The sequence below is a fragment of the Ruegeria sp. YTSA226 genome (genome assembly GCF_059609905.1).
Genome location: NZ_JBXWMQ010000001.1, coordinates 407702 through 430335, shown reverse-complemented (window position 1 = coordinate 430335; position 22634 = coordinate 407702). Strand labels below are relative to the sequence as shown.

Below are 22634 nucleotides of genomic sequence, written 5' to 3'. Positions count from 1 at the left end.
CCCGTCAACTGTTCTTGGAGTTCAGTGATAGGGCGAGGGCATGGCTAGGTCCAGACGTGCTGTTCAGTGAACGAGGGTGTCGCCCCGGACCCTTGGCGACGTAAAACTTGCGCGCCTAGGCGCCAACCGCAATGCGAGGTTCGTCGACGCTGTTTTTCTGAGGATCGCGCAACACATATCCCCTGCCCCAGACGGTCTCGATATAATTTGCGCCGTCGGTGGCATTGCTAAGTTTTTTGCGCAATTTGCAGATAAAGACGTCAATGATCTTCAATTCGGGCTCATCCATTCCCCCATAGAGATGGTTAAGGAACATCTCTTTGGTCAGGGTTGTTCCCTTTCGAAGGCTCAGAAGTTCGAGCATTTGATATTCTTTGCCGGTCAGGTGAACGGCCTTGCCTTCCACTTCGACGGTTTTCGCATCCAGATTCACTGCAACGCGCCCGGTGTGGATTATGGATTGAGAATGCCCTTTTGAGCGGCGAATAATGGCGTGGATACGTGCAACCAATTCTTCTCTATGGAATGGTTTGGTCAGATAATCGTCAGCACCAAATCCGAAGCCTTTAATTTTACTTTCTGTATCGTCGGCCCCCGACAGGATCAGGATCGGCGTTTCCACCCGCGCAACCCGCAACTGGCGCAGCACTTCATGCCCGTTCATATCCGGAAGGTTGAGATCAAGGAGGATCAGGTCGTAATCGTAAAGTTTTGCGAGGTCGATCCCTTCTTCGCCTAAATCTGTCGCATATACGTTCAGATTGGCATGTGTCAGCATCAGTTCGATGCTTTTGGACGTGGTTGGATCATCCTCGACAAGAAGTATACGCATTTACTGCTCCAATTCAGCTCAATTTACCAATTAAAATCGAGCCTGCTCAAAAATGGTTAATCTGACGTTACCGTTGAATCATTTATTCGCGCTCTCCTTTAGGTTGTCGATATTTTTTTATCGTAGTGACCTTTAATGCGTCCGTTCCGTGTTCTGCGACCGCAGAAACCCAGGAATTAAATTCTTCATCGCTGAGGCCATATTGGTTTTTGGCTTCCGAAAGCGTAATCAATCCGTAAAGAACGCCACGGACTACAATCGCTTTACGGGATGCCACCCAGCGGGTTGTCTCTTTTGGCGGCAGATCAGCCCGGGATAAAACCGTTCCATCCGGCAGGGTTACCGACCTGGGCCCCTCTACTTTGTGCAAATACATCTTTCGGTCCTCTTCGTGCTGCGACAAAGCTGACACCATGCTACTTAATGTGTTGTGAAACCGCCCCTTGAGAGTATCTAGAATTTTCCTATATTCTGCCGGTCTTTCTTAACCCGTACTGGAACCGTCATGGCCCTCGACACCGAGACACCGCTGAACTCTCTTGGCTTTGCCAAGCCCCCGTCTGAAACGCGGGTGGTTGTTGCCATGTCCGGAGGCGTGGACAGCTCGGTCGTGGCCGCGCATTTGGCGGATCAGGGGTATGACGTCATCGGCGTCACCCTGCAGCTGTATGACCACGGTGCTGCGCTGGCCAAAAAGGGGGCCTGCTGTGCCGGTATCGACATTCACGATGCGCGCCGCGTGGCCGAGGAACGCGGGTTTCCGCATTACGTTCTGGATTATGAGAACATCTTCAAGGACGCCGTGATCGACGAATTCGCCGACAGCTATCTGGCCGGTGCGACGCCGGTTCCCTGCATTCGCTGTAACGAACGGGTGAAATTCAAGGACCTGCTGGAAACCGCCAAGGATCTTGAGGCTGATTGCATGGCCACCGGCCACTATATTCAGCGCAAGACAGGCCCCAACGGGCCGGAATTGCACAGCGCCGAGGATGCCAACCGCGATCAATCCTATTTCCTGTTCTCGACGACCCCGGAACAGCTGGATTTCCTGCGCTTTCCACTGGGCCACCTGCCCTCCAAGGACGCAACGCGCGAAATGGCTGCGCAATATGGGCTGGCTGTTGCCGACAAGCCCGACAGTCAGGACATCTGTTTCGTGCCCAACGGCAACTATGCCAGCGTAATCGAAAAGCTGCGCCCCGGCGCGGCGGAACCGGGTGAGATCGTTCATGCGGATGGTCGTGTGCTGGCCCAGCATAACGGGGTTATCCATTATACCATCGGACAGCGCCGCGGGCTTGGTATCGGAGGCCTCAGCGATCCGCTTTACGTGGTGAAGCTGGATGTCGACAAGAAACAGGTTGTGGTTGGCCCCAAAGAAATGTTGGCCACCCGCACCATTCCGGTGCGTGAGATCAACTGGCTGGGCGATGAGCCGTTTACGTCACGCGATGAATGGCACGTCCTGGTCAAGGTTCGCTCGACCCGCCCCCCGCGTGAGGCCATCATCCGCCCGCTTTCGGACACTACGGCCGAAGTCGAATTGCTGACCCCGGAAGAAGGTGTGTCACCCGGTCAGGCCTGTGTTTTCTATGCGTCCGATAGCAGCCGTATCTTTGGCGGCGGCTGGATCTGGCGCGGATATTAAACTGCGTCAGTCCACGAGTTGCTAAGAATATAAAGGCCAGCGCAGATCATCACGTAAGGAACAAGCATCTCAAGCTTGCGCGCGATGCGACCACTGATGAGCGGAGATTTGGCGCCCAGCAGAGCCAGCGTGGCCAATCCTACCACGGCAAGCCCTGCGCCGAAGGCTCCGGCGATCCGAAAGCCTGGCGTTGAATCCGCCAATAACGGCGCCAGAACGGCCAAAGTGTCCATCGACAGGCTAGTAAACAGTAAGGTTGTCACCAAAATTGATGCTCCGGCTTCGAGATGCGCAGGAGTGTCGACGCCCTGCCCGCGCCATTGGCGGATGGCGGCCAGACAGCCCAGTGTCAGCGGGATCATCCCCAGATACCCGGCCCAGCCCGGTATTACGCCCTCGATCCCCATGGCGAACAGCAAGGACGCCGAAATCACCAAGCCCTGTGCGAACAGAAAGCCAAAGACGGCCCGCTTGTCCCCTGACACCAAGATCAGCGCCACCAAGGCGGCAAGATTATCCAGATTGGTCAGTATCAATGCCAGAAAGGCTGAAAAACCAAAGAGGATGAACTCGGCCATCAGGACGGCATTCTGGCCAACACGGCCTTTGCAGCTCTGAAACCAGGGGCGTCGCCGCCACGGCCCAGGCGCTCCATTGTCAGATCCATCGCGCTGCGCTGCGCGTCAGGTTTCAGGGCGACCTCTCGTAGCGCTACGGCAATCTTGTCCGGCAGGCAGTCATCCAGCAGGCATTCCGGGATGGAACGCGTTTCCGAGACAAGATTGACCAATGTAACCGTGTCCAGATTGACCATACGTACTGCCAGTTTCTGGGTCAGCCAGCTGAGGCGGTAGGCAATCACCATGGGTGTTGCCTGGGCTGCAAGTTCAAGCGACACGGTACCCGATGCCGCCAGAGCAAGGTCCGCTGCGGCAAAAGCTGCGCGTTTCTGCTGAACCGCCTCTTCGGTCGGAACATTGCGCGGGTCGATCACGACGGGATTGCCTGGCCATGTCTGCAGATGTTCGGTTACGGCCTCGACCATATGTGCAACCGCCGGAACAATAACCCGCGTACCCGGCCGGTCGGCTAGGAATTGCCCCAGGGCCTGACCAAATACAGGGGCCAGACGGTCAACCTCACCCTTGCGCGACCCCGGCAAGGCAAGAACCAGCGGAGCATCCCCAAGATCATAGGCGGCGCGAAACTCCTGGATATCGTGATCTGAGGCGATGGGTTCGCTTGCAACCGGATGGCCAACAAAATCGCATTCCATCCCGGCGCGTTCCATATAGGGCGGCTCAAACGGAAGCAACGCCAGCACATGGTCGATGACCTTGGCCATCTTATCCGCACGCCCCGGTCGCCACGCCCAAACGCTGGGGGCCACATAGTGGACGGTTCGAGTATCGCTTGCCGCTTTGACCAGCTTGGCAACGCGCAACGAGAAGTCCGGACTGTCGATGGTGATCAATACGTCAGGTTTGGTGTCCAGCACGGCCTGCGCTGTCTCAGATATCCGGCGCTTGAGGTGAAAGAATTTTGGCAATACCTCAATCAGGCCCATCACTGACAATTCGGACATCGGAAAGCGGCTGTTCAGACCCTGGGCCTGCATCAATGGTCCGCCTACCCCGTCGAATGTAACATCTGGGACAAGTGCACGTAGCCCTTCCATCAACGCGCCGCCCAATCGATCGCCCGAAGGTTCGCCGGCGACCAGAAACACCCGCATCAGTTGGTTCGCTCACGCACATAAAGGAACAAACCCAGGCGATCGCACTCAGCAATTACACGTTGTCGCTGCAATACAAGCACCCCGCCCTTTTCGATTACGATCCCGGACAAACCAGCTGCGACGGCGCTGGAAATGGTTTCAGGTCCAATAGCTGGCAGATCCGCGCGAAAGTCCTGATCGGGCTTTGGACCCTTGAAAAGCACCCCACCACCCGCATCAGGCCGTTGAGTCAGAGACTCGAGCATCCATGCGGTGCCAAAAATCCCTTCGATCGCCAAAGCCTGCCCTTTGGAAACTGCACAGGCCTGGCCGATATCAGCTGCCCCCATGGCACGCAGGATACCGGATGCCCGATCCGCATCTGCCCGATCCGCATCTGAGGGCTGTGCCTCTGTCAAACAACCAAGCGGAGGCAGCAGTTCAGGCGCAATCTCATGCGCGGCACGGACACTCAGGCCTGAGTTTTCGAATATCCCAATGACAGCCCGTAATGCGCCGTCATCGCCGGATTGAATCGCCTGCACCAAAATAGGCACCAACGGCATCGTCGCGGCATCAATGCGCGACGGGTCAACGGCGGGACGTTGAACCGCTCCGGCCATACAGATTTCAGTTACGCCACGGGTTTTGAGATCTGCGATGAATGATCCAAGCTGTTCCAGCGGGAAAACGATGTCGGCAGACAGAGTATCCGGGGCAAAGCCTTCCATCGCGCAGATCAAGGGCCGTTCAGCCAGACAGGAAACCACTTCGTCCGGCAACACACCTGTTCCCGCGATCAGTGCCAACATGATGTTACTTCCTCGGTGTCAGAAAGGACCGATCCGAATCGCCGGTTACGAAATTGACGATTTCGCGGACATATTCGCTTTCGGCATCTTCACCCAAGCGCTTGGCGCGGTCCATAAAAGTTCCGTCACCATCGGACAATTCGCGAAACGCTGCGCGTAAAGCTGAAATATCAGCTCGTGCGACACCGCGCCGTTTGAGGCCAACAAGATTCAGGCCGTCCAGCTCGCCGCGAGGCGCTTGAACAAGCCCATAGGGAATCACGTCGTTGGGCACCATCGTCAGCGCGCCGATAATCGCCCCGCGGCCCACACGAACCCATTGATGCAAACCCGAAATCCCGCCGACGATAACATCGTCTTCGATAATGCAATGTCCCGCGGCACCAGAATGGTTCACCATGATCACGCGATTGCCAATCTGAACGTCGTGAGCCACGTGAACACCAGCCATCAGCAAACAGTCATCGCCAATCCGGGTTACACCGCCACCGCCGTCTGTTCCAGAATTCACTGTTACATGTTCACGGATACGGTTTCGTTTGCCAATTTCCAGCCGCGTATCTTCACCGCCGAACTTAAGGTCTTGCGGGATTTCACCGATGACCGAAAAATTGAAGATTATGGTGTCTTCATCCACCTCGGTGTCACCAGTAACAACAACATGCGACTTCAGTTCTACCCGGTCTTTCAACCGCACCCTTGAACCAACAAAACAAAAAGGGCCGATGACACAGCCCTCTCCGATCTGAGCACCGTCTTCGATGATTGCGCTAGGGTGAATGCCACTCATGTTGTCTTTTCCATGTCCCAATCAACATAGGCCGAGAACTCAGCTTCGGCTGCGACCTCTCCATCAACCGTGGCCCTGCCAGAGAACTTGAAAATCTTGCCACCCTTCTTGCCGCGCACAGTTTCAACATGCATCTCGAGCACGTCACCGGGCACGACCTTGCGGCGGAACTTGCACTTGTCGATATTCATGAAATAGATCAACAAGTCGCTGTCGATCACATCCATCCCAACGCCAAGCATAACACCTGCGGTCTGCGCCATTGCTTCAACAATGGTCACACCAGGCATGATCGGTGTACCAGGAAAATGGCCCTGGAAATGCGGCTCGTTCATAGTGACGTTCTTGATGCCGACCGCTGACTGAAAGCCTGAAATCTCGACCACCTTGTCGACCAGCAGAAACGGATAGCGGTGCGGCAATATCCGTTGAATCAGCTGAATGTCGGCGCTTTTGGTGTCCGTGCTCATAGTTCTGATATCCTGTTCTGGATTTCTCTTTTCAATGTGGTTAGCAACACCGCGACCCGAGGGCAAGCAAACCTATTCGCCTGTACCTTCGTCAAGTGTTGTTCCATCACCAATGGCTGTATCAATTCGGGTGATGGCGGCATCTGTCACATCGGACAGATCCGAACTGAGAAACACGCTGGAGCGTTGAATAATGACAGAGGCGCCAGATTCGCGCAAAAGATCGATCAATACTGGGCGGGCGAGTTCAAAAAACATCTGTCGTGCATCTTCACTGCGACGCGCAAGGGCATCAAGCTTGGCGCGCTGCCCTTCTCGGTGGTTCTGAACCTTTCTGTCGAACGCCTCTGCGAGGGGACGAAATTCTTCAGCAGACAGAGAGGCGCGCTTTTCGGTGAGGTCCTTCTCCTCCGCGCTGAGCTCTGCAACGATCCGCTCGTTCTCGGCAGCCAGCAGAGCCCCTTCTGCTTCGATCTCACTGAGAATGCGACGTCCAAACGCCGAGTCAGAAAACAACCGTTCGCTGGAGATTGTCAGGACGCTGGCTTGTGTCACGCCAAGCTGCTGTCCGGTAACCGGTCCTGCCAGGATTAAGGTCAGAAAAAGACACAGGGCCCGAATGGGGCCCTGCATATAGGTTCGAAGACTACCTCGCATCCGAGATCAGAACCTCGCCTGAATGGTCAGGTCGAAATTCTGTTCCTTGTCAAAGTCCTCTTTCTTGAGCGCTTGCGAAAAGTTAAAGCGCAGTGGGCCAAACGGTGTTTCCCATAGGACTGCAACACCCAGAACATGACGGATAGACCCATCCGCACCGACAATGTTGGCACCCGAAGTGTTTACATCGTCGATATTGTACAGGTTACCGAAATCATAGAACACGCCTCCACGCAGGCCCAATTCTTCGGGCAAGCCCAGAGGAAAGTCCGATTCCAGACGCGCGACCCAATAGTAATTCCCGCCGATAGCGTCATCCTGACCATTTGACAGATCCCGTGGCCCCAAACCGGCTGGCTCGAACCCGCGGAATTTATTGGGGCCCAACACAAAGCGATCCAGCGTCCGGCTGAAATCGTTGCCGGTCCAGTGCATTGCACCCATTTCAAGCGATGCACGAAGAACGACTTCTTCACTCAGAACGCGTGTTTGGGCAATCCCGCGTGCGCTGGTTTTGTAGAACTTGTTGTCCCCACCCAGCCCAGCGGCATCCAGGCCAACCTCAAACAGAACACCGGCATTGGGGTTAAGCCCACCAAGGCGGCTGTCATATACATAGGACACACCCAGAGAACTTGTCGTGCGTTCACCCTGATCAATCTCAGAGGCGATGACCGCGCCGTTTGCCTCGTTGTCCTGCTGCTTCATCTCGCTGTTTTCCCAGGCATAGCGAACGCGCAACGAAGAAAGCTCTCCGATCGCATAGCTCAACTGAGGGTTAAAGAACACACGCTCGGTGTTATAGCTGGCAAAACTGGAGTCGGTCGACGCCAAACCCAGACCAAGATCAAAGCGAAGCTTGCGGCCCAAAAGATAGGGTTCGGTGAAATTCAGGGAGTACTCTTCTGAATCCTGTGCGGTCGAAATCGTAACCCCGACGGTCTGCCCACGGCCTAGGAAGTTTGACTCACTTAGGCCGATTGCAATGCCGAAACCGTCAGAGATCGAGTAGCTACCACCGAGGCTGAGCGAGCCTGTTGGCTGTTCTTCGACGTCGACATCCACGATCACTTGGCTGGGTGTCGAACCCTCGCGCGGTTCAACGTCAGCGACAGCGAAATAGCCCAATGCCCGGATACGTTCAGCCGCCTGCCGAATTTCTCGCGGGTTGAACGGGTCACCCTCGACGGTGTCGAATTGACGACGGATCACGCGGTCAAGCGTTGTGGTGTTGCCCTCGATGTCGATACGCTCGACAAAGATACGCGGTCCTTTGGTCAGAACGAATTCAACATCCAGCGTCAAATCACGTGCATTGCGCGTGACGCGCGGCTCAACCCGCAGAAAGTCCACCCCTTGCCGAATGCCCAAACGCTCTTGCCTGGCGATAGAGTTTTCGACCAGTGAAGGAGAATAGGTGACACCCGGCTTGACCTTGAGTGCGGCCTGATATTCGGCCGCATCCACACCGGGTATTTCGCTTACGGTGGTGATCTTGCCGAATGAGAATTTCTGACCTTCAGTTACATTCATCACCAGGAAAAACGCGTCGCGCTCACGTGTGAATTCAACATTGGCGCTGTTGACGCGGAAATCGACATAGCCACGCGACAAGTAGAAATCACGGATGACTTGTTTGTCGAACTCGATCCGGTCAGCGATAAAAGTATCGCCCCGCAGGAACGTGCGCAGGAAATTGGCTTGCTTGGTTTCAAGCACACGGCGCAGACGCCGGTCGGAATAAGCCCGGTTGCCAACAAAGCTTACGCGCTCAACCTCGATCGTCGTACCTTCGGAGATTTCAAAAACGAGGTCTACCCGATTGTCGCTGCGGCGGATGATTCTGGGGATGACGGTTGCTGCAACACGTCCTTGAGCCAAATAGATTTCGGCAATCATGTCTGCGTCAGCTTCAGCGACCTGAGGCGTAAAGACCCGGCGGGGTTGAGACGAAACGGCATTGAGCAACAGCTCATCCTTGAGCCTCTTGTTACCCTCGATGCTGATCTGGTTGATCGTCGGATATTCCTGAACTTTGATGACCAAAGTGCTGCCACGAGGGGTCAAATCGACTGTTTCAAAAACACCACTGTCAAGCAGCCGTTGGAAGGCATCGTTGAGTTGTCCAGCTGTCACCGTCTGCCCAGGTTCGATTCCCGAACGTGCAATGATTGTCGATGTCTCGATGCGCCTGTTCCCCTCAACTTCGAACGAGTTGATGGTGTAGCTTTGCGCCTGAGCAGCCTGCGGCAGTGACAGCAAACTAACTGTGGCAAATAAGAAAAAGAATGTTAGGGCCTGCCACAAAATCTTGTTTACCGGCTTTTGCCCCCCGCAGGATGTGCCTGCGCCTCGCCTGTCGGTCATATTTTTCTCTACCCAGAATTTTAAGACTTTAAAGCTGAGTAACGGGATTGTCTGGCCTTGTCAAAAGCCGAAAAACAGAAAGCGGCCCATTGGGCCGCTGTTCAGCAAATAAAAAGAAAGGAACAGAATCACATGGTGATCAGATAAGCGCATCCACCCATAGCCAACGCAGTCGCGCCGAAAAACAAGATCGAGTCCCAGTTCAGCGCAAGCAGGAAGCTAAAGCTGCGATATGATTTTTTGATAGCATTCGCCATGATCGCCTCTGACAGACAAAATTATGAAACGAACACATCCTATGAGGGAATTGGGGCGGAATTGCGACTAGATTGTGCAAGCTCCGCCCAAATCAACAGAACAGGTCATTTGAGACGGAAAACAGCATCAGAGCCAGAATGATTGACACTCCGATGCCCATCAGAATCCGCAGCGCTTTGTCGCTGGGTGGTTTCCCAGAGATGGCCTCATATGCGTAAAATACCAAGTGTCCCCCATCCAAAGCCGGAATCGGAAACAGGTTCAGCAAACCGACAGCAGTTGACAGAACGGCGATAAAGAAGATGAAGTTCTGCGCTCCCTGGCTGGCCATCGCACCCGAGGTTTCGGCGATTCCGATCGGGCCGGACATGTTGCAGGTGCTGATCGCTCCGGTCACCATGTGCCAGATACCTGAAAGAGACCCGTCAATAATTCGCAATGTTTGTCGCACACCGCCGCCAAGAGATGTCAGGATGCCCGCCCTTTCGGTTGCAGGTTCTAGCATCATGCCGCCGACGATCCCGATCCTCCAATGCGTTACAAAACCACCATCAGACTGCGGCTCATCCGTGCGGCGTGGAGCCAGGGCAAACTCCAGTTCCGCTCCGTCACGCCAGACATTCAACAGCAGTGGCCGCCCATCAGAGCTTTCCACATGGTCCTTGAGCTGTTCAAAGGCATAAACCGGGTCGCCATTAACCGCTGTTATGACATCCCCCTGTGCCAGGCTGATATCCATTGCTGCGCTGCGCGGAACAACCTGTTGAATCAGGGGGGGGAACAGCCAAGGTGCGGAAACGTCCAATGTGTCACCGTCACGAAGAACTGTGTAATCAAGAACGGGGTCAACGGGCAAAGAGTCTACGAACTCGCTCCACGACCCTTCTTGTTCGAAATCTGGCAGGTCAATACCTGCAATCGCGAGGATTTCATCACCTTCACGCAGCTCTTGCACTGTCCCCGGCAGAGGATGCAGTGACCCAACGGTCAGAGGGTCTCTGGTTGCGCCTTGCGTAAAGAAAATTAGGGCAAAGACCAGTATCGACATTGCGAAATTAAAGATTGGCCCTGCCGCAACAGTTGCCGTCCTGGCCCAAAGTGGCGCGCCATGCATTGTGCGGCGCAGCTCCTCCGGGCTTTGCTCAGAAATTTCAGACATAGCCGCTTCATCTTTGCCGGATGCGGCATTGGCGTCACCCAAAAACTTGACATACCCGCCGAATGGAAGCGCTGCGATCTGCCAGCGCGTTCCTCTTTTGTCGATACGGCTCCAGAGTACGGGACCGAAACCGATTGAGAACACTTCGGCGTAGATGCCGGACCAACGGCCAACGATGTAATGCCCGTATTCATGTACGGCTACGATGGCGGATAACGCGATCACAAAGGCGAATATGGTGTAAATCAAATTGCCGAACTGTGGGATCAGTGAGAGTACGTCCAATTTATTTTCCTGCTCGTTGCGCAACGGCGTTATCGACCCATATACGTGCCAGATGGTCGGTTTGCAGCACGTTATCAAGGGTCATTGGGGCGTCAATATGGTTGTCTTGTGCATCGAAACGATCCAAGACGGCGGCCACGATGTCTGCCATATCAAGAAAACCAATGCGACCTGCAATGAAATGGTCGAGTGCACATTCTTTGGCTCCGTTGAAAACCGCTCCGGACAGCCCGCCCCGCTCCATGACGTCGCGCGCTAACCGCAAAGCCGGATATCGGTTTTCGTCTGGTTCCTGAAATCGCAACTGTCCCAGCTTTGCAAGGTTCAGCCTTTCGACCGGAAGGGTCTGACGTTTTGGCCAATTCAGGGCATATCCGATCGCGTGGCGCATATCTGGCGCGCCCATATGGGCCATAACCGCTCCATCGTTAAACCCGACCATCGCATGAACGATGGATTCCGGATGCACAATCACTTCGATCATATCCGGGGATATTCCGAAGAATTCGCGTGTTTCGATCACCTCGAGCGCCTTGTTAAACATCGAAGCGCTATCAATCGTGATCCGCTGCCCCATATTCCAGTTCGGGTGGCTCGATGCCTGCTCAACCGTGGCCGAGGCCAATTTGCTCAGTGGCCAATCCCGGAAGGCGCCGCCGCTGGCAGTGATGATGATACGCTCGACCGATGCCATATCTTCACCGACCAGAGCCTGAAAAACGGCAGAATGTTCGCTGTCCACCGGTAGCAATCGGGCATTGTGCTTTCGGGCAGTATCCAGAACCAAAGAACCCGCGCAGACAAGCGTTTCTTTATTCGCCAAAGCCAGCGTCGCGCCCTGTTCAAGCGCCGTCAGCCCTGGTTGCAACCCCGCAGCCCCAACGATGGCAGACATGACCCAGTCAGCCGGTCGCGCCGCAGCTTCGGCCAGAGCATTCGCCCCGGCGGCGACCTCGACATCAGAACCGGCCAAGGCCACTCGCAGGTCCTCAAGCCGGTCTGGATGGGCTGTAATCGCGATATCCGCCTTCAAACGTTTGGCGTCACGCGCAAGTTGTTCGATATTGGCTCCACCGGTCAGGGCGACAACATCATACGCTGATGGATTTCGGTCAATCAGATCTATCGTGTTTTGCCCGATAGAACCCGTCGCGCCAAAAACAGAGATTTTGCGCATCACATGGCTCCGGGGGAATAAATCAACCCCACAAGCAGAACGAACAGAGCGGCCCCCATCATCCCATCGAATCGATCAAGGAAGCCGCCATGGCCGGGAATCAGGTTCGAACTGTCCTTGACGCCGAATTTTCGTTTGGCCGCGCTTTCGACAATATCGCCGGCCTGGCTGGCCATTGACGCCAGAACCGAGATCACGATGAACCAAGTTCCGAAGCCGCCGTAAGCCGCAAAGGCTAAGCCAACAATGGCAGCCGCTACCCAGCCTCCTGCTGTTCCCGACCACGTCTTTTTCGGGCTGACTCGTGGCCAGAATTTTGGTCCACCCAATGCCTTTCCGACAAAATATCCGGCGACATCCGTGGCGACGACGACCGATATCAGCCAGACCATCCAGACAAATCCCATATTCGTCCGGATTGAGATAAAGCCCAGTCCCGCGGCAGCGATCCACAGCGCGAAGAGAGTATAGATACCCCGGTACCGGCTGACCTGCCCTGCCCCGACCAGCGCCGGAGCAAGCAAGAAGGGAAGTTTATAGAGTGCCGGAAGATGGTAACTCAGCACCACCGCAAAACCGGTCAATATGGCAAGCTGGATCGCAACAGCTTTCCTGCCCGGGTCGATCATACGGACCAGTTCCCAGGTCATCAGCCCGCAAGCAATGGAAATGAAAGCTTCGAACCACAGACCGCCCAGCCAGACCTCGACAGCGCCAACGGCAACAAGGACTCCCGCCGACAATACGCGGGCAGTCAGGTCGGACCAGCGCCCGTCACTCATGCCGGTACAGCTCCGAACCGTCGGTCGCGGCTGCCATAGCTCAGACACAGGCGCTCAAGCTCAGCCGCAGTGAAATCTGGCCAGAGCGTGTCGATGAATTCGTATTCCGAATAGGCGGATTGCCATAGCAGAAAATTGGAAATTCGCGCCTCGCCGCTGGTTCGGATCACCAGATCAGGATCAGGAAGAACATGTGTGTCCAGATATTTCGGCAGCGTTTCTTCGTCTACATCATCAGGATGCAATCGCCCGTCAGCGACATCCTGTGCCAGACGTTTGGTAGCCCGCGCGACTTCATCCCGACCGCCATAGTTCAACGCAATGGTCAGGTGAACCAGATCATTTCCCTCGGTCTCGGCCTCAAGCGTATCCATCAATTCGATCAGTTTGGCATCCAACCTGACCCTGTCTCCGATGAAACGCACCCGAACACCCGAGTCTCGGAGCGTCCGGGTTTCCTTGATAATATAGCGCCGAAACAAGCTCATCAGACCGGCAACTTCGACCTGAGTGCGTTTCCAGTTCTCGGTCGAAAACGCAAAAACAGTCAGATACTTAATACCAAGCCTTGGGCAGGCCTCGACCACATCGCGCACACGTCTTGCCCCGGCGTGGTGGCCAAACAGGCGAGGTCGCCCGCGGGCCTGCGCCCAGCGACCATTGCCATCCATGATGATCGCGACATGCTGGGGCCCTCTTTCGGGCATGGTATGCGAGGAAGAGGGCATCACCCGGTCTCAGACCTGCATGATTTCTGCCTGCTTGGTCTCAAGCGCGGCATCTACTACCTTGATCATCTGATCGGTTAGATCCTGCACTTCGCTTTCCCAGAACTTCTGGTCATCTTCGGACATACCGTCGGCCTTGGCCTTCTTGATCTGATCCATCCCGTCGCGGCGCACATTGCGGATCGAAACGCGCGCGTGTTCGGCATATTGTCCGGCGACTTTGCCCAACTCGCGACGGCGTTCTTCGTTCAGTTCCGGGATCGGTAGCATGATGATCGTTCCGTTAAGCTGAGGGTTGATGCCCAGCCCACTTTCGCGGATCGCTTTTTCCACTTTGCCGACCAGCCCTTTATCCCAGACATTGACCGTTACCATACGCGGCTCGGGCACATTTACCGTTCCCACCTGGTTGATCGGCGTCATCGAACCATAGGCATCGACCATCACCGGCTCGAGCATCGAGGCCGAGGCGCGCCCGGTGCGCAGCGATGCAAATTCGGTTCTGAGGTTTGACATTGCGCCGTCCATGCGGCGTTTCAGGTCGTCTGTGTCCAGTTCGAAATCGTCAGACATTCTGCTCACTCCCCGTCTTCAGGTACTGTTTGCATGGCTCATAAGCCATTCAATTTGGGATGTATAGCAATGATGGTCCGTATTTACGCCATTGACCAGAGGTGTTTGCCGGAATTCCGCGAACCTGCAGCCACAAAATTAACCGACCGCAAATCAATGCGGTCGGTCAGACATATTCATTCCGGATCAGGCGTTTACGTCTACGACAACACGACCTTTTACCTGACCTTGCAGGATATCCGCCCCTAATTGGGGCAGATCGCTCAGCTTTGCGGGATGGATCATCGCCTCAAGCTTGTCCATCGGAAGGTCGGTTGCTATCCGCTGCCAGGCCCGCAGCCGATTTTCATAAGGCTGCATCACGCTGTCGATCCCCAAGAGGTTCACACCGCGTAAAAGGAACGGGATAACAGTTGCCGGAAGGCCCGCGCCGCCAGCCAACCCCACGGCCGAGACCGAGGCACCGTATTTCATCTGCCCCAGAACGCGTGCCAGCATTGCGCCGCCAACTGCGTCCACACAGCCAGACCATGCCTCGCTTTCCAAGGGGCGCTTAGTTGTCTCGTTCAACTCTTCGCGTGGCACAATGGTCGTGGCGCCCAAAGACTTCAGGTAATCGCTGGTTTCCGGCCGTCCGGTGACGGCTGCCACTTCGTATCCCAAATTGGCAAGAATCGCCGTCGCGACCGAGCCGACACCACCTGCCGCGCCCGTGACCAAGACCGGACCGTGCCCCGGTTTCAGCCCATGATCCTCAAGCGCCATAACCGCCAGCATCGCGGTGAACCCAGCGGTTCCGACGGCCATCGCCTGGCGGGGCTCCAACCCATCGGGCAGCGGAACCAACCAATCGGCACGGGCATTGGCTTTTTGTGAGTACCCACCCCAATGCGCCTCACCGACACGCCAACCGGTCAGGACCACTTTGTCACCCGGTTTATATCGCTCATCCGAAGACGACTCGACCGTCCCCGCATAGTCGATGCCAGGAACATGCGGATAGCTGCGTACCAGCCCCCCGCCTTTGGGCGACAGGCAAAGACCATCCTTATAATTTACCGTTGAATACTGAACCGCCACGGTAACCTCACCCTGCGGCAGATCCCCTTCCGAAAGCTGTTGAACCGAGGGGCTGGCCAGCCCGCTTTCCTCGTCTTTTTCCATCACCAGTGCGTTGAACATCAAAATGTCCTCCTGTTTTGGACGTCAGAGTACAGCCCCGACCCCGTGTAATAACCTGTTTCTGAACCCGATACGCCGCTTGCGATCAGATCCAGAACTTTTCCCGTACAGTCGCCTCACGCATACCGTCGGGCGTTTCGACCTCAACCCTTGTACCCGCATCCCAATGGCTGAGTTTGAGCATCCCAATGGAAACATTGGTGTTGAAATCCGGAGACCAAGCGGCAGAAGTGATTTGACCGACCCGTTTCCCCTGCGCGTAAACCGACCATGGAGCAACGCAGGCACCAACGGCCGGCCCAGCGATTTCAATCGGACGGATTTGCTGGATCGGCCCTTCTTTCGCGACCCGCAACAATGCGTCCCGGCCAATGCAGCCGATTGCGGTATGCGTGTTACAGAATTTGCCCAAACCACATTCATGCGGGGTGTTGTCGTCGGTCATATCGTTTCCGTAGGACAGCAACCCAGCCTCAATGCGTTCGATCAGGTTGGGACAACCCGCCCGCACGTTCAAATCCTCACCGGCCGAAAACAGCGCATTCCACAGCGTCATTCCGATATCGCTGCCCTCGACATAAATCTCGAACCCGCCCTGCTTTGAATACCCGGACCTGGCGATGGCCAGATCGCGGCCCGCAAATTCGAACATGTCGAATTTGAAGAACCGGATGTCTTTGACGCGCTCGCCGAATACGCGGGACATCAGCTCATCCGCCATGGGCCCTTGTATGGCCAGGGGTGAGACGTCGGGCTCATCCACTAGAACATCCAACCGATAGCCGTTCGCGATTCCTTTGACCCATAACAACAAATCGCTATCCGCGATTGAGATCCACCAGCGGTCCTCGGACAGTTTCACCGCAACCGGATCATTCAGCATGCCACCGGTCTCATCAACGATAGGGACGTAATAGCATTGGCCGGGCAACATGCCTCTCAAATCGCGTGGCGTCAGCATTTGCATAAGGCGTGCCGCGTCGGGACCTCTGAGTTCGACCTGTCGCTCACACGAGACATCCCAGACCTGCACATGCTTTTTCAAGTGCCGGTAATCAGCCTCGACGCTGTCGAATACAGTTGGCAATAGCATCCGGTTATAAACCGTGAATGCCTTTACGCCTGCGGCTTCGACCCCTTCAGAAAAAGGTGTGCGCCGCAACCGGCGAGAGAAGGAAATATTGGCCACTTAAGCCTCCTCGGGCATAATGCCAGATCACAATTCGAAGCCTGCGGTCCCGTCAGAATCTGGTGCAACAGGCCGCGATGGCGTGTCTGGCGATTGAAAATTAGGATCACGTATTGCACGTAATCCTTTGTGATTTCGTATTATTTCGGCCCTTGCCAATCGATTGGGCAGATTTCGGCGGATTTTCCACCGAAATCCCAGACCCGACCGTAATCGCGGACCTTGGATTTGGTGCCGCGCGCCACGATAATGTCCGGTCCCATCCAGTATTTCGAGTTTGAGACCATCACAGGATGCTCGGGGTCTTTGCCCGCCAACATCTCGATTTCGCCCTGGATTTTCCGACCAATCATGATGCGGCGCTTGGTCCCGTCGCGTTCGATCTGAACCGGAGCACGTTCGGCCCCGATAATTTCGCTGACCAGCATGGTAAACAAGCCGGTCGTGCCCCCGGCCTGACCGCTGAATATCTGGAGCAACCCGTTATAGGCCTTACCGCTGGCCCGTTCGTCGACATAGGCGGCAACTTTCCACTGCCCCTCACCCATGCGACCCGGAATATCGACCAGAAGGCCAACATTGAGGCCCGACAGGTCCTCGCCCTCGAAATGGCCTTCATCGATGACAATTCCCATCCAGGCATGACAATGACCCTCGGTCGGAGGATGCGCGCCCAGCGATACGACACAGGGGCAGAACAGATCGCACGAGCAGTTAAGGATCAGCTCTCCCTTGATCGCCCAATTCGTCGGGCTCATCTCACGCCGCTTGGGGTTGGGCATGCGGCTGTCGATACGTTGGCTGATCGGCAGGCGATCTGCCTCTGGTTTTTTGTTCTTAGCCAATAGCTTATCCTCCATAGATAAAGGGGTACACGAGCAAGGCACAGCCGCCCGCGATAAGAGCAAATCCCAGCGGTCGTGTAATCACGTGACCGATCTGGGGTAGTTTTTCGAGAACCATGAAAAATGTCGCCAGACCCATCCACAGCAGACTCATGACGCCGCCCACAAAGCCGAGCGCCATAAAGCCCCAGCAGCATCCGACGCAGAACGCACCAAGGCCAAGCCCCATGCGAAAACCGCCTGAAAAACCGGTTTTCCAATGGCCGAGAAAATAGGTCATTGGGGCATGGCAGACCCCATGGCACAGCTCTTTGGCGCGGGTGAATTGAAAGGCGCCGACGGCGATCATCAACCCGCCCGCAACAAGCCCGGATTTCGCAATGCCCAGCATGTCGACAACGCCGCCAAACAGCAGAACCAGTTGCACCCCGGTAATGAGCGCGGCAAACCCGACCCAGACCACGAAATAACCCACCAAGACACCAATCCAGCCGGACCGCGTCCCGTTTGCACTGCGGATCAGATCATCATAGCTGCGCAAAGTTGGAATAATGGTCGGCAACATCATCGCAGCCATCATGATGGCCCACATCCAAAACAGCGGGCCGAACTCTGCCATGGGCATATACATGTCCATCCTGGGATCCATGGCGCGCATCGCCTGCCCCATTGCTCCGGGACGACCGATCCAGTCCAGATCCATGGCGCGGTTCATCACGAACATCATCCACCACGCCCACAGGATCAGAGCGTAGAATCCCAACCAAAATCCATTTCGTAGAACCGCGCGATTCACTTGTCCCTCCCGACTCAGTCCTTGCAATTCAAATGTCAGACTTTTAAATGTCAGACAAATGAAATTTTGCCTGCGGTCCTGCTCAAAATGAAAATCGACCCCAAGAAACCCGCTGATCTTTCGGTTCAGATCGCCCAATCAATCCGCGATGCAATCATTTCAGGTCGGTTGATTGTCGATGAACGCCTGCCTTCTGAGGCGGAGCTGTCCGACCAGTTTCAGGTGTCCCGACCAACCGTGCGTGAGGCCCTTAAACGCCTTGCGGCACAGTCCCTGATCCGCACCCAACGTGGCGCGACGGGCGGAGCATTTGTCAACCGGCTGAGCTATCAGGATGCGTATTCCCAACAGATCACCACATCCACGTTGCTGCTGTCCATGAATGCGGTCAGTTTTGAAACGGCTTGCGAGGCTCGGTATTCGCTGGAACGCGCCTGCGCTACTTTGTCAGCCGAACGCAGGACGGCGGATCATCTGGCGACGATGCGTGCCGAGATATTTCGGCAGGCTCAACCCGGGCTGACAGACGAAGCCTTTTGCGCCTCGGATGTGACCTTTCACCGGGCATTGGTCGATGGGGCCGGCAATCCGGTGTTGTCCTATCAACTGGCCGGCGCCGTCGAGGCGATGCAGCCTTTGATGAACATGATCACGTTTACGGCGCGGTCCCGAGAAGAGATCATCGTGTTGCACAACCAGATTGCCGATGCTTTGGATCGGCGGGACGCTGCTGCGGTAGATTCAGCACTGGTGGATCTCGAAGCTTATACCCGTAAGCTTGCCCTGGACGTTGCCAAACAGCGGCGCAAACCAACCGAATGAGGGTACAATGACGTCGATTTTGAATGCTGCAGCGGCGGTTCTGACAATCGGTTTCGGCCTCTTTGGGTTTCTCGCGCCCGCCTGGACCGCGGCCTCGCTGGATCTGGCACCCACGAACAGCACGATGGGTCTAAGCGAAATGCGAGCTTCGGTCGGTGGACTTTTTGTTGTCACCGGAATTGCGGTCATTTGGCTGAACACTCCCATGGCCTATGCGATGTTGGGCGTTGTTTATGCCGGCGCAGCCTTGGGCCGGTTTGTTTCCGTCATTCTGGATCACCCCCCTTTGATCAAAGCGATGACATTTGGGGGAATCGAGCTGATATTGGCGCTGTGGCTGATCCTGGCAAACATTAACCGACCAAGCTAAGGCGTTATTATATAATCCGTCTTTTCGTTGAAGTATGGGGTTTGCTTTCCCCTTGTGGCTCACCTATATAAGGGATGTCCTTCGGGACTATGGACATAAACGCGCTCGTAATAAGCGGATCGGACCCGGGGGCGGTACCCGGCGGCTCCACCAATATCCTTCATTTGAGGATCGCGGGGCCGAAATAGGATCGACGAACGTCTAAAGGGGTTAGCTTTGTCTCGGCGGGGTGCCACCGTACCGGCCCAAACAGTACAATTGCAAATGACAATCGTGCTCCGGTTGCAGTTGCTGCGTAAGCAGTAGCAAGACCGAAACTTAAGCCCTTGCGCCTAGCAGCGTAAGGCGGGGTTCGCAGGTACCTGGCAACAGAAACCTGCATTTTCCCTTAAATGTCTGCTGTTTAACCCTGTCTGTGTTCACGTTCAGAGTTTGTTCACTCATTCGCGTCATGCTCGGCCCGTGAGGAAAAGGAGAGCTGGGATGTCACACGCAGATATACTCAGAGAATGGTATTCAGAGGTTTGGGAAAACGGAAATACCGATGCGATTGATCGGTATTTCGCGCCGGAAACGACAGCCGAAGGACTGATTCCGGAAATGCAGGTGGGGGCCGATGATTTTCGGGATCTGGTCATGGCGTTTCGCCACATTCTGGGCGATATCCATGTTGAGCTGCCCAAAATCATCGAAAATGGCGATTGGGTATCGGCGATATTGCAGGTCAGCACAACACGCGCCGATAACGGCGCACCACTGCAGGCCTCTGGCAGTATGATTGGCCGCATTAAAGAAGGTCGTATTGTCGAGGCGTATAACCAGTTTGACTTCATTTCCTTATTTGAACAGCTTGGTCAGTTTCCCAAGGACACCCTGCCCGTATGCATGACTGGTCAACGGCTGGACTGGGCCTAGGAAATGAGCTCGCAATCTTGACCCCGACTGGTTTGTCGCGGTAGCAAAGCCTATGGGGTAAGATTGCGAACGCCCCGTGAGGCGACAGCCCAAGTTTCGCATGTATCCGTCGATCACAGGAGACATGCCATGCCTGCGCCTAATGCTATAACATCGAAACAACTGTTACGTCTGATCGGAACGTCCCGGGCGCCTGTTCTAGTGGACATCTGCACTGACACCGATTTTGAACAGGACCCTTATCTGATACCGGGCTCGGTTCGTCATCCGGCGAAGGATCTGGATGGGCTGAAGGGGCTCATCGCTAACCGCCCCTGCATCATCATTTGCCAAAAGGGCAAAAAGCTGAGCCAGGCCGTCGTTTCCTGGCTGAGGAGTGAAGGCGTGGCCGCTGAGTATCTGGAAGGCGGCATGTATGCTTGGCGCGAGACGCCCGATGCACCGCGCATCCCATTTGCAGATATACCAGCGTCTCCTTCACTCTGGGTAACGCGCCATCGGCCTAAGATTGATCGCATTGCTTGCCCCTGGTTGATCCGGCGTTTCATCGACCCCAACGCACGTTTTCTGTTTGTTGCCCCATCCGAAGTGGCAAAGGTATCCGAAGTCTTTAACGCCACCCCGTTCGATGTTGAGGGCGTCCGCTGGAGCCATCGTGGGGATAACTGCACATTTGATGCTTTGGTAAAAGATTTCCAGCTTGCTACGCCCGCAATGAACAGGCTTGCGACAGTTGTCCGGGCCGCGGATACGAACAGGCATGATCTGGCGCCCGAAGCAGCCGGGCTTCTTGCGGTCTCGGTGGGGCTATCGCGCCTATATAAAGACGACCATCAGGCCATCGAGGCCGGGATGCATCTGTACGATGCCTTGTATCTCTGGGCCCGCGACGGGTTTGTTGAGAAACATGATTGGCCGGCAGTCGAGAAATGAGCACACCAACATATCCTGAACTCATCCGAGTGTTCGGCCGCATTGGATTGCTGTCCTTCGGCGGCCCGGCAGCCCAGATATCATTGATGCATCAGGAACTCGTCGAAAGGCGTCCCTGGCTGGACGAAGAAACCTATCTTCGGGCTCTGTCGCTGTGCATGTTGCTGCCCGGCCCCGAGGCGATGCAGCTTGCAACCTATTCCGGCTGGCGTCTGCGCGGCGTCTCGGGCGGTATGATCGCAGGCAGCCTGTTTGTTCTGCCCGGTGCGATCATTATCTCAGCATTGGTGGCACTATACGCGGCCTATGGCGCGCTTCCTCTGGTGCAGGCCGCGTTTCTCGGCGTCAAAGCTACGGTGATCATCATCGTGCTACAGGCCCTGCGAAACCTGTCCCGCAAAGCGCTGTCGGACGTCTCATATCGTGCGATCTCGGGCCTCGCGTTTCTGGCAATCTTTCTGTTCGACCTCCCCTTCCCCGCGATCATCGCGGCGGCAGCCCTTTGGGGGTATCTGAGCTTCAACGGCGTCGCCGCCCGACCGGTCGACACCCCCACCCCGCGCCTAAGCGAAGTGCTGCGGAACGCGTCGATCTGGTTGGTTCTGTGGCTTGGCCCGTTGTGGCTGTTAAGTCTTTCTGGTCAGAAACTTCTCAGCGATCTTGGCTGGTTCTTTGCCCGCCTCGCAGTTGTGACATTTGGCGGGGCCTACGCTGTTCTAGCCTACATGACGCAGACCGTTGTGGATCAGTATAACTGGATATCCACAGATCAGATGATCGACGCGCTTGGTCTGGCGGAAACGACACCGGGGCCTTTGATTTTGGTAACACAATTTGTCGCTATGCTGACCGGTCAGATCTCGGGCGGATCGATGCTGGCCATCGCCGCAGGTATCGTTGCACTTTGGGCAACATTCGTTCCCTGCTTTCTGTGGATATTCCTCACAGCCCCCTATCTTGACCACATCGCTGCGCGGCCCCGGTTATCGGCGGCCCTGCAAGGTATTACCTCTGCTGTGGTTGGGGTGATTCTCAACCTATCCGTGTGGTTTGCCCTGAATGTGCTGTTTTCAGAACTGCCAAATAAAACCTTTGGACCAATCAGCCTGCCCTGGCCTGAATTGACCTCATTGGATGTGAAAGCTGCTGTGCTGACTGTCTTCGCCGGAGCGTTGATTTTTAAACTTAAATTCGGCATGGCGCTTACGCTAATGGTTATGCTAGCTGCTGGCACCGGCCTGTTTTTTCTCTGAACAGTCAGCGTGTAACCGGCCTTTCGTTTCCAAAGGAATCCCTTATGCTTAGGGAAGCCACTTTTGAGGAT

Annotated in this window: 25 protein-coding genes and 1 other RNA gene; 7 read left to right on the top strand and 19 right to left on the bottom strand. The window is 55.6% G+C overall.

Translation table 11 applies throughout. From position 1 onward, the window contains the following. Positions 1-115: 115 nt before the first annotated feature. Both ctrA and sciP read right to left on the bottom strand, forming a co-directional pair. The gene (gene ctrA / locus AC2FFF_RS02155) at positions 116-832 is read right to left on the bottom strand and encodes a response regulator transcription factor CtrA (protein ID WP_281972126.1); all 717 of its coding nucleotides are present in this window, start codon (positions 830-832) and stop codon (positions 116-118) included. A gap of 82 nt (positions 833-914) precedes the next feature. Then, positions 915-1208: a CtrA inhibitor SciP gene (gene sciP, locus AC2FFF_RS02150; protein ID WP_281972127.1), complete on the bottom strand. Its 294-nt coding sequence runs from the start codon at positions 1206-1208 to the stop codon at positions 915-917. 129 nt (positions 1209-1337) lie between these two features. Between sciP and mnmA the strand changes: the two genes are divergently transcribed. After that, positions 1338-2483: a tRNA 2-thiouridine(34) synthase MnmA gene (gene mnmA / locus AC2FFF_RS02145; RefSeq protein WP_142633898.1), complete on the top strand. Its 1146-nt coding sequence runs from the start codon at positions 1338-1340 to the stop codon at positions 2481-2483. On the opposite strand, the gene AC2FFF_RS02140 is transcribed toward mnmA, so the two are convergent. The 17 genes from AC2FFF_RS02140 to AC2FFF_RS02060 all read right to left on the bottom strand — a co-directional run bounded on the left by AC2FFF_RS02140 (position 2480) and on the right by AC2FFF_RS02060 (position 18201). After that, positions 2480-3061 carry a hypothetical protein gene (locus tag AC2FFF_RS02140; protein WP_271947048.1) on the bottom strand — a complete coding sequence of 194 codons (582 nt, stop codon included), beginning with the start codon at positions 3059-3061 and terminating at the stop codon, positions 2480-2482. The two genes, mnmA and AC2FFF_RS02140, sit on opposite strands and share 4 nt — an antisense overlap. Beyond that, on the bottom strand, positions 3061-4218 hold the full coding sequence (gene lpxB / locus AC2FFF_RS02135; RefSeq protein ID WP_281972128.1) for a lipid-A-disaccharide synthase: 1158 nt from the start codon (positions 4216-4218) through the stop codon (positions 3061-3063). Before lpxB ends, AC2FFF_RS02140 begins: the two co-directional genes overlap by 1 nt. Then, complete coding sequence (locus tag AC2FFF_RS02130; RefSeq protein ID WP_271947045.1) at positions 4218-5012, bottom strand: LpxI family protein; 795 nt, start codon at positions 5010-5012, stop codon at positions 4218-4220. Before AC2FFF_RS02130 ends, lpxB begins: the two co-directional genes overlap by 1 nt. 4 nt (positions 5013-5016) lie before the next feature. Further along, complete coding sequence (lpxA, locus tag AC2FFF_RS02125; protein ID WP_271947043.1) at positions 5017-5802, bottom strand: acyl-ACP--UDP-N-acetylglucosamine O-acyltransferase; 786 nt, start codon at positions 5800-5802, stop codon at positions 5017-5019. After that, a complete protein-coding gene (gene fabZ, locus AC2FFF_RS02120; protein ID WP_142633907.1) occupies positions 5799-6272 on the bottom strand; it encodes a 3-hydroxyacyl-ACP dehydratase FabZ in 474 nt (157 codons plus the stop codon). The genes lpxA and fabZ overlap by 4 nt, the downstream gene beginning before the upstream one ends. A gap of 72 nt (positions 6273-6344) precedes the next feature. After that, positions 6345-6827 carry an OmpH family outer membrane protein gene (locus tag AC2FFF_RS02115; RefSeq protein ID WP_246097131.1) on the bottom strand — a complete coding sequence of 161 codons (483 nt, stop codon included), beginning with the start codon at positions 6825-6827 and terminating at the stop codon, positions 6345-6347. Positions 6828-6935: 108 nt separating this feature from the next. After that, the gene (gene bamA / locus AC2FFF_RS02110) at positions 6936-9296 is read right to left on the bottom strand and encodes an outer membrane protein assembly factor BamA (RefSeq protein WP_281972129.1); all 2361 of its coding nucleotides are present in this window, start codon (positions 9294-9296) and stop codon (positions 6936-6938) included. A 128-nt stretch (positions 9297-9424) separates the two neighbouring features. Then, a complete protein-coding gene (locus tag AC2FFF_RS02105; protein ID WP_271947040.1) occupies positions 9425-9553 on the bottom strand; it encodes a hypothetical protein in 129 nt (42 codons plus the stop codon). 92 nt (positions 9554-9645) lie between these two features. Next, complete coding sequence (gene rseP / locus AC2FFF_RS02100) at positions 9646-10998, bottom strand: RIP metalloprotease RseP (RefSeq protein ID WP_496882820.1); 1353 nt, start codon at positions 10996-10998, stop codon at positions 9646-9648. 1 nt (position 10999) lies between these two features. Continuing rightward, positions 11000-12175 carry a 1-deoxy-D-xylulose-5-phosphate reductoisomerase gene (gene dxr, locus AC2FFF_RS02095; RefSeq protein WP_496700256.1) on the bottom strand — a complete coding sequence of 392 codons (1176 nt, stop codon included), beginning with the start codon at positions 12173-12175 and terminating at the stop codon, positions 11000-11002. Further along, complete coding sequence (locus AC2FFF_RS02090) at positions 12175-12957, bottom strand: phosphatidate cytidylyltransferase (protein ID WP_281972132.1); 783 nt, start codon at positions 12955-12957, stop codon at positions 12175-12177. Before AC2FFF_RS02090 ends, dxr begins: the two co-directional genes overlap by 1 nt. After that, complete coding sequence (uppS, locus tag AC2FFF_RS02085; protein WP_281994644.1) at positions 12954-13685, bottom strand: undecaprenyl pyrophosphate synthase; 732 nt, start codon at positions 13683-13685, stop codon at positions 12954-12956. The genes AC2FFF_RS02090 and uppS overlap by 4 nt, the downstream gene beginning before the upstream one ends. Positions 13686-13694: 9 nt before the next feature. Further along, complete coding sequence (frr, locus tag AC2FFF_RS02080) at positions 13695-14258, bottom strand: ribosome recycling factor (RefSeq protein ID WP_142633921.1); 564 nt, start codon at positions 14256-14258, stop codon at positions 13695-13697. Positions 14259-14444: 186 nt separating this feature from the next. After that, positions 14445-15440 (bottom strand): acryloyl-CoA reductase, encoded by a 996-nt coding sequence (gene acuI / locus AC2FFF_RS02075; protein WP_142633922.1) that lies wholly within the window; start codon positions 15438-15440, stop codon positions 14445-14447. A gap of 85 nt (positions 15441-15525) precedes the next feature. Beyond that, complete coding sequence (locus AC2FFF_RS02070; protein WP_281972134.1) at positions 15526-16629, bottom strand: dimethylsulfoniopropionate demethylase; 1104 nt, start codon at positions 16627-16629, stop codon at positions 15526-15528. 140 nt (positions 16630-16769) lie between these two features. Next, positions 16770-17474: a DUF1326 domain-containing protein gene (locus tag AC2FFF_RS02065; RefSeq protein WP_142633927.1), complete on the bottom strand. Its 705-nt coding sequence runs from the start codon at positions 17472-17474 to the stop codon at positions 16770-16772. Between the two features lie 4 nt (positions 17475-17478). After that, on the bottom strand, positions 17479-18201 hold the full coding sequence (locus AC2FFF_RS02060; RefSeq protein WP_142635127.1) for a DUF2182 domain-containing protein: 723 nt from the start codon (positions 18199-18201) through the stop codon (positions 17479-17481). A gap of 156 nt (positions 18202-18357) precedes the next feature. Between AC2FFF_RS02060 and AC2FFF_RS02055 the strand changes: the two genes are divergently transcribed. The 6 genes from AC2FFF_RS02055 (at position 18358) to chrA (ending at position 22563) form a co-directional block, all read left to right on the top strand. Then, positions 18358-19092, top strand: coding sequence for a FadR/GntR family transcriptional regulator (locus AC2FFF_RS02055; RefSeq protein ID WP_142633929.1), 735 nt, complete (start codon positions 18358-18360; stop codon positions 19090-19092). A 7-nt stretch (positions 19093-19099) separates the two neighbouring features. Then, on the top strand, positions 19100-19462 hold the full coding sequence (locus AC2FFF_RS02050; RefSeq protein WP_142633931.1) for a DUF4345 family protein: 363 nt from the start codon (positions 19100-19102) through the stop codon (positions 19460-19462). Between the two features lie 37 nt (positions 19463-19499). Further along, positions 19500-19845: a transfer-messenger RNA gene (gene ssrA, locus AC2FFF_RS02045) on the top strand. Between the two features lie 100 nt (positions 19846-19945). Then, positions 19946-20377: an ester cyclase gene (locus AC2FFF_RS02040; protein WP_142633933.1), complete on the top strand. Its 432-nt coding sequence runs from the start codon at positions 19946-19948 to the stop codon at positions 20375-20377. A gap of 129 nt (positions 20378-20506) precedes the next feature. After that, positions 20507-21310, top strand: coding sequence for a chromate resistance protein ChrB domain-containing protein (locus tag AC2FFF_RS02035; RefSeq protein ID WP_281972135.1), 804 nt, complete (start codon positions 20507-20509; stop codon positions 21308-21310). After that, positions 21307-22563: a chromate efflux transporter gene (gene chrA, locus AC2FFF_RS02030; RefSeq protein ID WP_281972136.1), complete on the top strand. Its 1257-nt coding sequence runs from the start codon at positions 21307-21309 to the stop codon at positions 22561-22563. The genes AC2FFF_RS02035 and chrA overlap by 4 nt, the downstream gene beginning before the upstream one ends. Positions 22564-22634 lie beyond the last annotated feature (71 nt).

Excerpts from the sequence above, each read along its gene's own strand:
- ctrA (WP_281972126.1), bottom strand. The coding sequence starts at position 832 with ATGCGTATACTTCTTGTCGAGGATGATCCAACCACGTCCAAAAGCATC.
- sciP (WP_281972127.1), bottom strand. The coding sequence starts at position 1,208 with ATGTATTTGCACAAAGTAGAGGGGCCCAGGTCGGTAACCCTGCCGGAT.
- mnmA (WP_142633898.1), top strand. The coding sequence starts at position 1,338 with ATGGCCCTCGACACCGAGACACCGCTGAACTCTCTTGGCTTTGCCAAG.
- AC2FFF_RS02140 (WP_271947048.1), bottom strand. The coding sequence starts at position 3,061 with ATGGCCGAGTTCATCCTCTTTGGTTTTTCAGCCTTTCTGGCATTGATA.
- lpxB (WP_281972128.1), bottom strand. The coding sequence starts at position 4,218 with ATGCGGGTGTTTCTGGTCGCCGGCGAACCTTCGGGCGATCGATTGGGC.
- AC2FFF_RS02130 (WP_271947045.1), bottom strand. The coding sequence starts at position 5,012 with ATGTTGGCACTGATCGCGGGAACAGGTGTGTTGCCGGACGAAGTGGTT.
- lpxA (WP_271947043.1), bottom strand. The coding sequence starts at position 5,802 with ATGAGTGGCATTCACCCTAGCGCAATCATCGAAGACGGTGCTCAGATC.
- fabZ (WP_142633907.1), bottom strand. The coding sequence starts at position 6,272 with ATGAGCACGGACACCAAAAGCGCCGACATTCAGCTGATTCAACGGATA.
- bamA (WP_281972129.1), bottom strand. The coding sequence starts at position 9,296 with ATGACCGACAGGCGAGGCGCAGGCACATCCTGCGGGGGGCAAAAGCCG.
- AC2FFF_RS02105 (WP_271947040.1), bottom strand. The coding sequence starts at position 9,553 with ATGGCGAATGCTATCAAAAAATCATATCGCAGCTTTAGCTTCCTGCTT.
- dxr (WP_496700256.1), bottom strand. The coding sequence starts at position 12,175 with ATGCGCAAAATCTCTGTTTTTGGCGCGACGGGTTCTATCGGGCAAAAC.
- AC2FFF_RS02090 (WP_281972132.1), bottom strand. The coding sequence starts at position 12,957 with ATGAGTGACGGGCGCTGGTCCGACCTGACTGCCCGCGTATTGTCGGCG.
- uppS (WP_281994644.1), bottom strand. The coding sequence starts at position 13,685 with ATGCCCTCTTCCTCGCATACCATGCCCGAAAGAGGGCCCCAGCATGTC.
- frr (WP_142633921.1), bottom strand. The coding sequence starts at position 14,258 with ATGTCTGACGATTTCGAACTGGACACAGACGACCTGAAACGCCGCATG.
- acuI (WP_142633922.1), bottom strand. The coding sequence starts at position 15,440 with ATGTTCAACGCACTGGTGATGGAAAAAGACGAGGAAAGCGGGCTGGCC.
- AC2FFF_RS02060 (WP_142635127.1), bottom strand. The coding sequence starts at position 18,201 with ATGATGTTCGTGATGAACCGCGCCATGGATCTGGACTGGATCGGTCGT.
- AC2FFF_RS02055 (WP_142633929.1), top strand. The coding sequence starts at position 18,358 with ATGAAAATCGACCCCAAGAAACCCGCTGATCTTTCGGTTCAGATCGCC.
- AC2FFF_RS02050 (WP_142633931.1), top strand. The coding sequence starts at position 19,100 with ATGACGTCGATTTTGAATGCTGCAGCGGCGGTTCTGACAATCGGTTTC.
- AC2FFF_RS02040 (WP_142633933.1), top strand. The coding sequence starts at position 19,946 with ATGTCACACGCAGATATACTCAGAGAATGGTATTCAGAGGTTTGGGAA.
- AC2FFF_RS02035 (WP_281972135.1), top strand. The coding sequence starts at position 20,507 with ATGCCTGCGCCTAATGCTATAACATCGAAACAACTGTTACGTCTGATC.
- chrA (WP_281972136.1), top strand. The coding sequence starts at position 21,307 with ATGAGCACACCAACATATCCTGAACTCATCCGAGTGTTCGGCCGCATT.